At 66.3% G+C, this 13,049-nt stretch carries 10 protein-coding genes and 1 riboswitch; of the genes, 5 read left to right on the forward strand and 5 right to left on the reverse strand.

Annotation, left to right across the window (positions count from 1 at the left end; translation table 11 throughout):
* Nucleotides 1–34: 34 nt before the first annotated feature.
* Nucleotides 35–1,438, reverse strand: coding sequence for a c-type cytochrome (locus tag K320_RS0111180; RefSeq protein WP_084301247.1), 1,404 nt, complete (start codon nucleotides 1,436–1,438; stop codon nucleotides 35–37).
* Between the two features lie 223 nt (nucleotides 1,439–1,661).
* On the opposite strand from K320_RS0111180, the gene K320_RS0111185 reads away from it, so the two are divergent.
* The 4 genes from K320_RS0111185 (at nucleotide 1,662) to nadA (ending at nucleotide 6,595) form a co-directional block, all read left to right on the forward strand.
* Nucleotides 1,662–2,300, forward strand: a complete 639-nt coding sequence (locus K320_RS0111185; protein WP_024538925.1) for an MBL fold metallo-hydrolase — start codon at nucleotides 1,662–1,664, stop codon at nucleotides 2,298–2,300.
* 115 nt (nucleotides 2,301–2,415) lie between these two features.
* A riboswitch (TPP riboswitch) is annotated at nucleotides 2,416–2,526 on the forward strand.
* A gap of 81 nt (nucleotides 2,527–2,607) precedes the next feature.
* Nucleotides 2,608–4,494, forward strand: coding sequence for a phosphomethylpyrimidine synthase ThiC (gene thiC, locus K320_RS0111190; protein WP_024538926.1), 1,887 nt, complete (start codon nucleotides 2,608–2,610; stop codon nucleotides 4,492–4,494).
* 74 nt (nucleotides 4,495–4,568) lie between these two features.
* On the forward strand, nucleotides 4,569–5,447 hold the full coding sequence (nadC, locus tag K320_RS0111195) for a carboxylating nicotinate-nucleotide diphosphorylase (protein ID WP_029696063.1): 879 nt from the start codon (nucleotides 4,569–4,571) through the stop codon (nucleotides 5,445–5,447).
* A gap of 11 nt (nucleotides 5,448–5,458) precedes the next feature.
* On the forward strand, nucleotides 5,459–6,595 hold the full coding sequence (gene nadA / locus K320_RS0111200) for a quinolinate synthase NadA (protein WP_024538928.1): 1,137 nt from the start codon (nucleotides 5,459–5,461) through the stop codon (nucleotides 6,593–6,595).
* Between the two features lie 110 nt (nucleotides 6,596–6,705).
* On the opposite strand, the gene nadB is transcribed toward nadA, so the two are convergent.
* Nucleotides 6,706–8,283 carry an L-aspartate oxidase gene (nadB, locus tag K320_RS0111205; protein ID WP_024538929.1) on the reverse strand — a complete coding sequence of 526 codons (1,578 nt, stop codon included), beginning with the start codon at nucleotides 8,281–8,283 and terminating at the stop codon, nucleotides 6,706–6,708.
* A 322-nt stretch (nucleotides 8,284–8,605) separates the two neighbouring features.
* Here nadB and K320_RS0111210 point away from each other — a divergent pair, with 322 nt between their 5' ends.
* Nucleotides 8,606–10,258: a SulP family inorganic anion transporter gene (locus K320_RS0111210; protein WP_024538930.1), complete on the forward strand. Its 1,653-nt coding sequence runs from the start codon at nucleotides 8,606–8,608 to the stop codon at nucleotides 10,256–10,258.
* A gap of 6 nt (nucleotides 10,259–10,264) precedes the next feature.
* On the opposite strand, the gene K320_RS0111215 is transcribed toward K320_RS0111210, so the two are convergent.
* From K320_RS0111215 to K320_RS0111225, 3 genes are read right to left on the reverse strand one after another with little or no spacing between them, the layout of a single operon-like run.
* Nucleotides 10,265–11,245: a branched-chain amino acid ABC transporter permease gene (locus K320_RS0111215; RefSeq protein ID WP_024538931.1), complete on the reverse strand. Its 981-nt coding sequence runs from the start codon at nucleotides 11,243–11,245 to the stop codon at nucleotides 10,265–10,267.
* A 3-nt stretch (nucleotides 11,246–11,248) separates the two neighbouring features.
* A complete protein-coding gene (locus tag K320_RS0111220) occupies nucleotides 11,249–12,124 on the reverse strand; it encodes a branched-chain amino acid ABC transporter permease (RefSeq protein WP_029696064.1) in 876 nt (291 codons plus the stop codon).
* Nucleotides 12,124–12,840, reverse strand: a complete 717-nt coding sequence (locus K320_RS0111225; protein ID WP_024538933.1) for an ABC transporter ATP-binding protein — start codon at nucleotides 12,838–12,840, stop codon at nucleotides 12,124–12,126. The genes K320_RS0111220 and K320_RS0111225 overlap by 1 nt, the downstream gene beginning before the upstream one ends.
* Nucleotides 12,841–13,049: the final 209 nt, after the last annotated feature.

Consider the following 13,049-nt stretch of genomic DNA (forward strand, 5'->3'; position numbering starts at 1 on the left):
GCGCGGTGCGCGGCGGGCTGCGCGCCGAGAGCGATCAGAGCGACTTCAGGTATTCGACCAGGTCGGTCTTCTGCGCCGCCGTCAGGCCCAGTTTCTTGCGGGTGTCGTACATGTCCACCACTTCGGCAAGGTTGTCGGCCGAGCCGTCATGGAAGAACTTCTCGCCCAGGCTGGCCCGGTAGCCAATGCCCGGGAGCGGCGAGGTGCGCCATTGCTGCGTGGCCGAGCGCTTCACATAGTCCTGGTCATTGGCGACGGACGTGCCCTCTGCCGGGTGCAGCTTGCCCTGGGTGGCATCGGTGAACGCCTCGCCAGCGTGGCAGCTGGCGCAGTTGGCCGCGCCGCTGAACACCGCCTGGCCGCGCGCCGCGGCGGCCGGGTCAAACGAGCCTGCGATCGCCTTGGGCGCCGGCAGCGAATACTGGTAGGCCTGCAATGCCGGCAGCACGCCGGTCACCCTGTCCGCAAGCTTGCCGCCATTGGTGTTGTCCACATCGTGGTAGCCGCCGAGCTTGCCCTGCAGCCGGCTGTCGGAGAAGGTGCCGATGCCGCCCATCTGCGTCACGCTGACGTAGCGGTTCCAGTACGCCACCGGGCCAGCTGGCTCATGCGCGGCATCGGCGTCGCCCGTGAAGATGGCCTTGGTCAGCGTGGCCAGGCCATAGGCCGGCGGGATGACCGTGGGGTTGCTAATCCCATCGAAATTCCAGCGCGGGTCGTATTTGCCCGGCCCCCAGGAATTGAGCTGCGCGCGCGCCGCCTTGTTGCTGTCGCCCGCCAGCGCCGGAGACAACGCGATGATGGCGCCGGGGTTGAGATCGCGATTGGCATGGCCGTCGAGGCGATGCCCCACCACACCCTTGAGCGCCGCACCGATCGGGCCGGGCAGGTCTTCCCTGGACACCGTCGAATGGCACAGCGCGCAGGTGATGCCCACGCGGTCCAGATGCTTCTTGCCTTGGGCGTCGGTGCTGACCTGCCCCCTGATGCCCACCACCGCATTGAGCTCCAGAAGAGCCAGGGTGGACTGCGGGTTGTCTAGTGGCACATCCCCGGCCAGGATCGCTCCCGCTACTGCAGCAGGCAAGGCATCCAGATCGACCTTCACCCCAACGCTAGCCGCCGTCAGAGGATCCACCGCCGCCTCGATCACCTGGTTCATCTTGAGCTGGTCGGTCCATTTGGCTTCGTCGCCAAAGGTGTCATTGCGAAACACATCCTGGCCCTGTCCCACAAGTTCCGGATGCAGGAACTGCGCCTGCGGCGGATCGGCGGGTGCCGGAGCCGGGGCGGGCGTATTGTCGCTGCCGCCGCCGAAGCAACCGCTCAGCCCCACCGTTACCGCAACCGCCGAAGCCAGCAGCGCAGCCGCAAAGGCCGGGCGCTTCGCCCCGCTGCGCACAGGCGCCGCGGATGGGGTTTCATTTGTCTCAAGCATCATCTCGCTCCTCATGGTTTTCAGACCCGACCCGCGCGGGTGGACCCATTCAGTCCACGAGGGGGAGGGGAGAACTTGCACATCGGGGAAACCCTTGCGCAGCCCAACCACGGGCGTGAGATCAACCAACGCAAAGTCCCGCTGCATTGGATGCGGGCAGCGCACGACGCGTTTCAGCCGACTGCGCATGCGGCCCGGTGAAGCCGCACGGCACAATCGGCGCATGCTGCATTACCACACCATCCCCGTCACGCCCTTCGCCCAGAATTGCTCGCTGCTCTGGTGCGACCAGACGATGCAGGCCGCCGTGATCGATCCGGGTGGCGATCTGGGCCACATCCTCGCCGCAGCGCACCAACGCCAGTTGCACCTGAGCGCCATCTGGCTCACGCATGCGCACATCGACCACGCAGGCGGCACGGGCGAACTGGCCGAACGGCTCAAACTGCCCATCATCGGCCCGCAGGAGGGCGATCAGTTCTGGATCGACGGCCTGCCGCAGCAAAGCGCGATGTTTGGTTTTCCGCCCGCCCAGGCATTCACGCCGACGCGCTGGCTGCACGACGGGGACACAGTCACCATCGGCAAGGAAACGCTCAACGTGCGCCACTGCCCCGGCCACACGCCGGGCCACGTGGTGTTTCACGCGCCGCAGATCCAGCGCTGCTTCGTCGGCGACGTGCTGTTCGCCGGCAGCATAGGCCGCACCGACTTTCCCCAGGGCAACCACCAGCAGCTGATCGACAGCATCACCCAGCGCCTCTGGCCCATGGGCGACGAGACGGTGTTCATTCCCGGCCATGGACCGGAAAGCACCTTCGGGCAGGAACGGCGCAGCAATCCGTTCGTGGGCGGTACATGATTCGAAGCAATCATTTCAATAGCTGTTCGCGCTTATGTGCTATTGGCTTTGGCCTTTTTTGATCAAATTTACGACGTTTCGGAAGCCGCCTTCCTTGCGTGTCCACCCTATACTGCGTCCCGCTCCGGGGTGCACGTAGTGGCGTGCTGAGACGGTGGCTCCAAGCCGCCGGAACCGCGAACTTGATCTGGTTAATACCAGCGTAAGAAGAGCTGCAGCGCAGAGGCTGCACGTGCCCCGTCTGGGCGCGTGCGCGTCGGCGCCGATTGCGGAGCATTCCATCCATCGCCTTTGAGGAATGCACGCCATGAACGCCCCCGACAGCTTCGCCACCCTGCTCGCTCGCACGCGCGAGTCCTTTCCCGCATCGACCAAGTCCTACCTCACCGGCAGCCGGCCCGACCTGCGCGTGCCGGTTCGCGACATCGCGCTCACCAATGGCGAGCAGGTCAGCGTCTACGACACCTCAGGCCCCTACACCGACCCCGCTGCTGTCATCGACGTGAAGCAGGGCCTGGCCAGCGTGCGCGGTGGCTGGATTGCCGAGCGTGGTGACACCCAGACCTACGAAGGCCGCAAGCCGCTGGCGCTGGACGATGGCAGCAAGAGCGAGGACGCCGCGCGCCTTAGCGCATTGCGCCTGGATGCCGCCGCGCTGCAGCGCCAACCGCGCCGCGCCAAGGCCGGGGTCAACGTCACGCAGATGCACTACGCGCGCAAAGGCATCATCACCCCCGAGATGGAATACGTGGCGCTGCGCGAGAACGGCAAGCGCGAATGGATGGCGCAGTACATGGCTGACGCCGCGCGTGAAAAGCGCCTGCTCGGCAACCCCATGGGCGCCATGATCCCGAAGATCATCACCCCCGAATTCGTGCGGGGCGAGGTGGCACGCGGCCGCGCCATCATCCCCGCCAATATCAACCACCCCGAGGTCGAGCCCATGGCCATCGGCCGCAACTTCCTGGTGAAGATCAACGCCAACATCGGTAACTCCGCCGTCACGTCCAGCATCGAGGAAGAGGTGGAAAAACTGGTCTGGGCGATTCGCTGGGGCGCGGACAACGTCATGGACCTGTCCACCGGCAAGGCCATCCACACCACGCGCGACTGGATCGTGCGCAACTCGCCCGTGCCCATCGGCACCGTGCCGATCTACCAGGCGCTGGAGAAGGTCGGCGGCATCGCCGAGGACCTGACCTGGGAAATCTTCCGCGACACGCTGATCGAGCAGGCCGAGCAGGGCGTGGACTACTTCACCATCCACGCGGGCGTGCGCCTGGCCTACATCCACCTGACGGCCGCACGGCGCACCGGCATCGTCTCGCGCGGCGGCTCCATCATGGCCAAGTGGTGCATGGCGCACCACCGTGAGAGCTTCCTGTACGAGCACTTCGAGGACATCTGCGACATCATGAAGGCCTACGACGTGTCGTTCAGCCTGGGCGACGGCCTGCGCCCCGGCTGCGCGTCCGACGCCAATGACGAGGCGCAGTTCGCCGAGCTGCACACGCTGGGCGAACTCACGCAGATCGCCTGGAAGCACGATGTGCAGACCATGATCGAAGGCCCCGGCCATGTGCCCATGCACATGATCCAGGCCAACATGACCGAGCAGTTCAAGACCTGCCACGAGGCGCCGTTCTACACCCTGGGGCCGCTCACCATAGACATCGCGCCCGGCTACGACCATATCGCCAGCGCGATTGGCGCCGCCATGATCGGCTGGATGGGAACGGCCATGCTGTGCTACGTGACCCCCAAGGAACACCTGGGCCTGCCCGACCGCGATGACGTCAAGCAGGGCATCATCGCCTACAAGATCGCCGCCCACGCCGCCGACGTCGCCAAGGGCCACCCGGGCGCCCGCGCGCGCGACGATGCGCTGAGCCAGGCGCGCTTCGATTTCCGCTGGCAGGACCAGTTCAACCTGGGGCTGGACCCCGAGACGGCGCAGGAATACCACGACGAGACCTTGCCGAAAGACGCCGCCAAGGTGGCGCATTTCTGCAGCATGTGCGGGCCCAAGTTCTGCTCGATGAAGATCACGCGGGAGGTGCGCGAGTACGCCGCCGCCCAGGGCGTGGCCGAGGAGGCAGCGATCGAAAATGGACTGGCCGTCAAAGCAGCGCAGTTCCGCCAGGGTGGCGGCTCGCTCTACCTGCCTGCCAGCGCATCAGAAGCTGGCACTTGAATGCGATGCATGCCTTGCCCCAAAAAGGGCAAGGCACAATGCGCGTCCTCAGAATGGCTACTGATTTTGTGAAGATGAATCAAGCACCCCACTGGAGCCTCACCCCGGCCGAGCTGGCCGATCTCGCCTTGCAGGACGCCCGTCGCGCGCTGCAGGAAGACGTGGGCAGTGGCGACCTCACCGCTGCCTTGATTCCAGCCGACAAGGCCATGACCGCGCGCGTGCTGCTGCGCGATGATGCCGTGCTCTGCGGCCTGCCGTGGTTCGAGGCGGTGGTGCGCCAGATGGACCCGCAGGCGCATATCACGCGCCTCGCTGACGAAGGCGCGCACTGCGCGGCAGGCAACTACGTGCTGCAGGTACAGGGCAATGCCCGCGCACTGCTCACCGCCGAACGCAGCGCGCTCAACTTTTTGCAGCTCCTGAGCAGCGTGGCCACGAGCACCGCGCGCCATGTGCAGGAGGTAGAGGGCTCACGCGCGGCGATCGTCGATACGCGCAAGACCCTGCCGGGGCTGCGCCTGGCGCAGAAATACGCGGTCGGCGTGGGCGGTGGCGTGAACCACCGCATCGGCCTGTTTGACGCCATCCTCATCAAAGAGAACCACATCGCGGCTGCCGGTGGCGTGGCGGCGGCGCTTGAGGCAGCAGCGGCGGACAGCCGGGCGAAGTTCATCGAGATCGAAGTGGAGACACTGGCGCAGCTCGATGAAGCGTTGGCCCACGGTGCGCGCATGGTGCTGCTGGACAACATGGATGCGCCCACGCTGCGCGAAGCGGTGCGGCGCAACGAAGCCGCAGGCGCACGGCGCGCCGTGCTCGAAATCTCGGGCGGCGTGGCGCTGCATCAGGTGCGCGAACTCGCCGCGACTGGGGTGGATCGCATCTCGATTGGCGCACTCACCAAGGACATCAAGGCCATCGATTTTTCCTGGCGGCTGCAACAGGGTTGAAGGCGGAGAGCATGAGCAACATCATCGACGTGGAATACGAGCAGCCGGTGGCGCTCGACGTACAGCAGGCCCAAGAGGCGCTCTCGGTCTGCGACACGCGCCGCGCCTGGGCGCGCGTACCGCCCGAGCTCACGCCCGAGGAGCGCGAGGACACCAAGGCGCGCATCCGCAGGCTGCTCAAGGAAAAGAACGCGGTCATGGTCTCGCACTACTACGTGCACCCGGACCTGCAGGAACTGGCCGAGGAGACCGGCGGCATCGTGAGCGATTCGCTGGAGATGGCGCGCTTCGGGCGCGACCATGCGGCAGAGACGCTGGTCGTCTCGGGCGTGCGCTTCATGGGCGAGACAGCCAAAATTCTTTCACCCGCCAAGCGCATCCTCATGCCCGATCTGGACGCCACCTGCTCGCTCGATCTGGGCTGCCCCATAGACCAATTCTCCGAGTTCTGCGACGCCCACCCTGACCGCACCGTCGTGGTCTATGCCAATACCAGCGCGGCGGTGAAGGCGCGCTCGGACTGGCTCGTGACGTCGAGCTGCGCGCTCGACATCGTGCGTGCCCTCAAGGACGCGGGGCAGAAAATCCTCTGGGCGCCCGACCGGCACCTGGGCGACTACATCCGCCGCGAGACCGGCGCCGACATGGTGATGTGGAACGGTGCCTGCATCGTGCACGATGAGTTCAAGGCGGTGGAACTGCAGCTCATGAAAGAGCAGCACCCCAGGGCAAAAATCCTCGTGCACCCCGAATCGCCGCCCGCCGTCATCGCGCTGGCCGATGCCGTGGGCTCCACCTCCGCCATCCTCGCCGCCGCCGCGCGCATGGACGCGCCCGCATTCATCGTCGCCACCGACACCGGCCTGCTGCACCAGTTGCGCGTGAGGAACCCCGGCAAGGTCTTCATCGAAGCGCCCACCGCCGGCAACGGCGCCACCTGCAAGAGCTGCGCACACTGCCCCTGGATGGCGATGAACAGCCTGGCAGGCGTAGCGCGTGCGCTGGAGACGGGCAGCGGCGAAGTGCAGGTCGACCCCGCGCTCGGCCTGCGCGCACGTGTGCCAATCGACCGCATGCTCGCCTTCACCGCAGGTCTGAAGCAGGGCCATGCCCCCGGTTCGCTCGTAGCCGGCATCGGCGCAGCATAAGCCGAATACTTATTTATTGATAGCTGCTTGCGCTTTGCAGACAAGCGCTAAAGCCATATTTGGCTTCAAATCTGGCGTGACACCTTGGGTGCAAATGCACGCTCTACTCGTCAGACCGCATCTGGCACCAGAATGGTTGGCACCGCCGGTGCCGCCATCTCAGGCCAGTCGCGGTTGTAATGCAAACCGCGGCTTTCGTGGCGCGCCTGCGCGGAACGCACGATGAGCTCGGCCACCTGCACGAGATTGCGCAGCTCCAGCAGATCGCGCGTGACGTGGAACTGCCCGTAGAACTCCTGGATTTCGTTCTTGAGCAGCGCGATGCGGTGCATCGCGCGCTCCAGCCGCTTGTTGGTGCGCACGATGCCAACGTAATCCCACATGAAGCGGCGCAGCTCGTCCCAGTTGTGCGAGATGACGACGGCCTCATCCGCGTCGGTCACGCGGCTGTCGTCCCAGGCCGGCAGCACCCAGCGCTCGGGCGCGCCGGCGCCGCGAATGCTCTCGGCCGCCGCCTGCGCAAACACCATGCATTCCAGCAGTGAATTGCTGGCCAGCCGATTGGCGCCATGCAATCCGGTACAAGCGGCCTCGCCCACGACGTACAGGCCCTGCAAGTCGGTGCGGCCCTGCAGGTCGGTGAGCACGCCGCCGCAGGTGTAGTGCGCTGCGGGTACGACGGGAATCGGCTCGCGCGTGATGTCGATGCCGAACTGCGCGCAGTGCGCAAGGATATTGGGGAAATGCTCGTTCAGGAACTCGGGGCTGCGGTGCGAAATATCGAGGTAGACGCAGTCCAGCCCGTGCTTTTTCATCTCGAAGTCGATCGCACGCGCCACCACATCGCGCGGCGCCAACTCGGCACGCTCGTCGTGCGCCGGCATGAAGCGCGTACCGCCCATCGTCTGCGGCAAGCGCAGCACGCCGCCTTCGCCACGCACCGCCTCGCTGATGAGGAAAGACCGCGCGTGCGGGTGGTACAGGCAGGTGGGGTGAAACTGGATGAATTCCAGGTTCGCCACGCGGCAGCCCGCGCGCCAGGCAGCAGCGATGCCGTCGCCCGTGGAGGTGTCGGGGTTGGTGGTGTAAAGGTAGACCTTGCCCGCGCCGCCCGTGGCCAGAACCGTCTGCGGCGCGCGGAAGGTGCGCACCGTGTCCGTCGCCTCATCCAGCGCGTACAGCCCCAGACAGGTTTGGCCCTTGCGCCCGAGCTTGCGGGCAGTGATCAAGTCCACCAGCGTGTGGTTCTCGAACACCGTGATCGCAGGCGTGGCCTGCACCGCATCGATCAGCGTGCGCTGCACGGCCGCGCCGGTGGCATCGGTGGCGTGCACGATGCGACGCTCACTGTGCCCACCCTCGCGCGTGAGGTGCAGCGCGCCTTCTTCCATCGAGAACGGCACACCCAACTCACGCAGCCAGGCGATGCAGCCCGGCGCCTGTTCGACCACGAGGCGGGTGGCGTCGGGCGCGCACAGGCCGGCGCCGGCGATGAAGGTGTCCTGCACGTGCGACTCAAAACTGTCGTGCTCGCCCAGCACCGCGGCGATGCCGCCCTGCGCGCGCTCGCTGGATCCATCCTCTATCGCGCGCTTGGTCAGTACCGCCACGCGGTGGGTGGGCGCAAGGCGCAAAGCCGCGCTCAGGCCCGCCAGGCCGCTGCCGACGATGACGACATCAAAATCCATTTCCTGCACGGAGTACCTGCCTTCGAGAACTGCGATTGAATGCCCTGCCGCACAAAGAGAGCGCCTCGCGCGACCGCGCGACTCTACGCCTGTTCATCCAGGCCGTGGCGCATATCCACAAGGCCCTCAGTGCACGGGCCACACGGCACGGGGCGGGCTGTCGCAAGCGTACACTCGCGCCACTTGCCACCCCACACCATGCTCATCCACCAGCAGCTCACCCGTCGGCGCCGCTTCATCACGCGGCTGCGCCACTGTGGGCCACCCCGGGCAGAACGACTCTCGCCGCTTTGTCGTTCGTCTCTTGCCTGGAGCCTGGTCTGTGGCCTTTTCCTTCCGCCCCCGTCTCATAGCGGCCCTTGCGGGCTATGACCGCACGCGTTTCGTTGCCGATCTCGGCGCGGGCCTGACGGTTGCCGTCGTCGCGCTGCCGCTGGCGATGGCGTTTGCCATCGCCTCGGGGCTCAAGCCCGAGGCCGGCATCTTCACCACCATCATCGCGGGCTTCCTGGTCGCGCTGCTCGGCGGCAGCCGGGTGCAGATCGGCGGACCCGCGGGCGCCTTCATCGTCATCGTCTACGGCATCGTGCAGCAGTACGGCGTGGCCAATCTCATCATCGCCACCGCGCTCTCGGGGGTGCTGCTCTTTGCGATGGGCGTGCTGCGGCTGGGTACGCTGGTGCGCTTCATTCCGGTGGCGGTGATCACCGGTTTCACCAATGGCATCGCGGTGCTGATCGGGCTCTCGCAGATCAAGGATTTTTTGGGCCTCAAGATCGCCAACATGCCGGCGGATTTCTTCGGCATCCTGGCGGCGTTGTGGGAACACGCGCACACGCTCAATGGCTGGGCGCTGGGCATCGCATTCGGCTGCCTGGCGACCATCGTGGCCTGGCAGCATGGGATGCCGTCGCTGGGCGCGCGTGCGCCGTTTTCCGGCAAGCTCAATACGGTGCCAGGCGCCATCGTGGCGTTGGTGTTAGCTACCATCGCAGTAGCAATCTTCAAGCTGCCGGTGGAAACCATAGGCAGCCGCTTCGGCGGCATTCCGGCGGCGTTGCCCGCGTTCGCGCTGCCGGATTTCTCGTGGGAATCGGCGCGCTTCGTGCTGATGCCGGCCATCACGCTGGCGCTGCTGGGCGCGATCGAATCGCTGCTGTGCGCGCGCGTGGCCGACGGCATCATCGGCGACCGGCACGACCCCAACCAAGAGCTGATGGCGCAGGGCATCGCCAACTTCGTCGTGCCCTTCTTCGGCGGCATGCCCGCCACCGGCACCATCGCGCGCACCGTCACCAATGTGAAGAGCGGCGCCACCAGCCCGGTGGCCGGCATGGTGCATGCGCTGGTGCTGCTGGCGGTGATCCTCGCCGCCGCGCCGCTGGCAAGTTCCATCCCGCTGGCCTGCCTGGCGGCCATCCTGCTGCATGTGGCCTGGAACATGGGCGAATGGCGCGCGTTCGCGCACCTGCGCCGTCTCACGGTGCCCTACCGCATCACGCTGCTGTCGGTGTTCCTGCTCACCGTGGTGTTCGATCTGACGGTGGCGGTGCAGGTAGGCATTCTCGCGGCCTGCGTGACCTTCATCTGGCGCATGGCCCAACTCACGCGGGCCGAGCCGCTGGACTTGTCGGAGCTGCTGCCTGAACCATCGGGCAAGGTGCACGCTTGGCGCCTCACGGGGGCCTTGTTTTTCGGCTCCGCGACCACGATGGAAATCCTTCAGGATGCGCTGCCCCAGCGCGCGCTGGTGCTGGATCTCGCGGGAGTGATCTACATGGACACCACGGGAGCGGACGCGCTGCTCGCCTTGCTGCAGATCTGCCAAAAACGGCACGTCACGGTGATCGTCCATGGGCTGGCAGGACAACCCGCGGACATGGCGCGGCGCAAATCGCTTTTCGCCCAAGCCGGCACCGAGTGGCTTCCAGAAAGGGCCCATGCCGTGGCGGCGGCGCGCGCCGCCTGCCAATGATGCGGATCAGGAAGCCGGCGGTTTGAAACGCCGGCGCACCGGGAACAGTTCCCAGCCGATCTTGCGCTGCCACAGCCCCCACAAGCCATGCTCGAAGAACAACATCACCACCATGGTCAGCAGCCCCAGCGTGATGAGGTAGATGCTGCCCAGGTCGGCCAGCCATTCGCGCAGCAGGAAGTAGGCGATGGTGCCGATGATCGGCCCCTCCAGCGTGCCTATGCCGCCGATCACGACGATGAAAAACATGGTCGTCGTCCAGTCGATGGAGAACGCCGGATCGGGCGCCACGCGCAGCTTGGTGATGAAGAGCAGCGCGCCGGTCATCGCGCAGCCGGCCGCTGCCGCCACCCACACGGCCCACTTGATGCGGGAGACGCGCACGCCCAGGCTTTGCGAGGCGCGCTCCGAATCGCGTACCGCCACCAGCGCCAGGCCCCAGCGTGAGCGCAGCAGCAGGTAGACGGCCAGCGTCGCGCCCGCCCCCAGGGCCAGCGCAGACCACAGCGTGAGGCTGATGCGCATATCGATGTTCATGCCCATCACGGTCTTCGCCACGCTGGTGCCGGAGCCGCCGCTGACAAACGGCAGATTGGCGATGACGAGGCGAAACACCTCGGCCACCACCCAGGTGCCGATCGCAAAATGCGCGCCGCTCAGGCGAAACACCAGCGGCGCCACCAGCGCCGCGGCGATGGCACCCACCACACCCGCGATCGGAATCACGAGGAAGGCGTTCACGCCCATCTGCAACCCGAACACCACCAGCGCATAGGCCCCCAGGCCCACGAAGCCCTGCTGGCCGACGGACAGCAGCCCACCGTACCCGGCCAGCAGATTCCACATTTGCGCCAGTGCCAGCATCGCCAGCATCTCCACCGCGAGATAGATCGTCGATCGCTCTGCCCACCAGGGCATGCTGGCAATCGCAAGCACGGTCAGAATGCCGACGACGGCGGTGACGCGGGCGGGCAGATCGGCTCGCATGGTCTATCGGTCCTTCGTGGTGGGGAACAGGCCCTGCGGGCGCACCCACAGAATGCCCAGAAACGCCAGATGCCCGGCGAGCGTGCCCCAGCCCGGATCCAGCCGCGCGCCTATGGCCTGCGCCACACCCAGCACCACGCCGCCGGCGACCGTGCCCCAAAGCGACCCCAGACCGCCGATGATGACGGCCTCGAACGCATAGATCAGGCGGATCGGGCCGTCGCTCGGGCTCACGGTGGTGCGCATCACCAGGAAGGCACCGGCCAGTGCCACCATCGCGCTGCCGAACACCATGGCCAGCGCGTAAACGTGCTTGCGGTTCACGCCCATGAGCGAGGCGGTGTCGGCGTCGTCCGAGGTGGCACGGAACGACCGCCCCATGCGCGTGTTGGCAAACAACCATTGCAGGGCCGCGATCGAGACCAGGCCGATCAGCATCACCGTGAGCGGCAGCGCGCCGACATTGATCTGCGCGCCCAGGTTCCAGGTGGCTGTGGCCAGCGGGCCGACATCGACGCTGCGCACGTCGGCCGAAAATGCCGCCTGCAGGCTCTCGCGGATCACGATGGAAAGGCCGAAGGTCAGCAGCAGGGGGCGCAGCAGATCGCTGCCCAGGGTGCGGTTGAACACCAGGCGCTGCGCCGCATAGCCCATGCCCGAGAGCACCAGCGTGACCAGCACCACCGTGAGTACCATGGGAAGCTTGAGGTAGGAGGCACCGACGATGGTGGCGTAGCTGGCGAAGATGATCATGTCGCCATGCGCGATGTTGATCATGCGCATCACGCCGAAGCTGATCGACAGGCCTGCGGCGAACAGCGCGTATAGCCCCCCCAGAAGCACACCCTGCAGGATGGTGTTGATCCAATCCGCCAGCATCAGTGCGCCCTCTCCACCGCCATGCCGAAGTAGGCCTGCGCGATCTGCTCGCGCCCGATCTCGCCGGGCTTTCCTTCGAGCACCACGCGGCCTTCGCGCATGCAGACCACCCGGCGCGCCACGCGCAGCGCCTGGCTGATGTCCTGCTCGACCACGATGACCGACACCCCATGCTCGCAGATCGCTGGCAGCGCGGTGTAGATGTCCTTGACCACCACCGGCGCGAGCCCCAGCGAGAGCTCGTCGCACATCAGCAGCCGCGGGTTGCTCATCAGCGCACGGCCCAGCGCCACCATCTGCTGCTGGCCGCCCGAAAGCTCGGTGGCGGGCCGGCGGCGGAATTCCTGCAGGATGGGAAACAGACCGAATACAGCCGAAAGATTCCACGGCCCCTCGCGCCGCACATAGGCGCCCATCAGCAGGTTCTCTTCGACACTCAGGCTGGGAAACAGGCGCCTGCCTTCCGGCACCAGCGCCAGGCCTGCGGCGCAGATGCGGTGCGCCGGCAGGCCGCTGATGGCATGGCCGTCAAACGACACGGTACCCGAACGCACCGGCAGGGCGCCGGCCAGCGTGCGCAGCAGCGTGGTCTTGCCGGCGCCGTTGGCACCAATGATGGCCAGTACCTCGCCCGCGTCCAAGGCAAGATCGATACCGTAGAGCGCCTGGAAGTCGCCATAGCCAGCGGTCAGCCCGCGCACTTGCAGCAGACTCATACGACTTTGCTTTCAAGCGTAGAACAAGGCGGGAAGCCGCAGATCAGTGCTGCAGCACGGCAAGGCGAACCAACGCAGTTAGGGCAACGCTGAATACATCCCCGCGATGCGGCACGCCCTGGCTTGGGATGGGCTGCGAGGCGCAAAGCACAGACATGGCCGCAGCCATGGCGAGCATTTGCAACGACGCAGACCGCCCAAGCCAGGGA

This window comes from Comamonas badia DSM 17552 (assembly GCF_000484635.1).
In the GTDB taxonomy this organism is placed as follows: Bacteria; Pseudomonadota; Gammaproteobacteria; order Burkholderiales; family Burkholderiaceae_C; genus Comamonas_C; species Comamonas_C badia.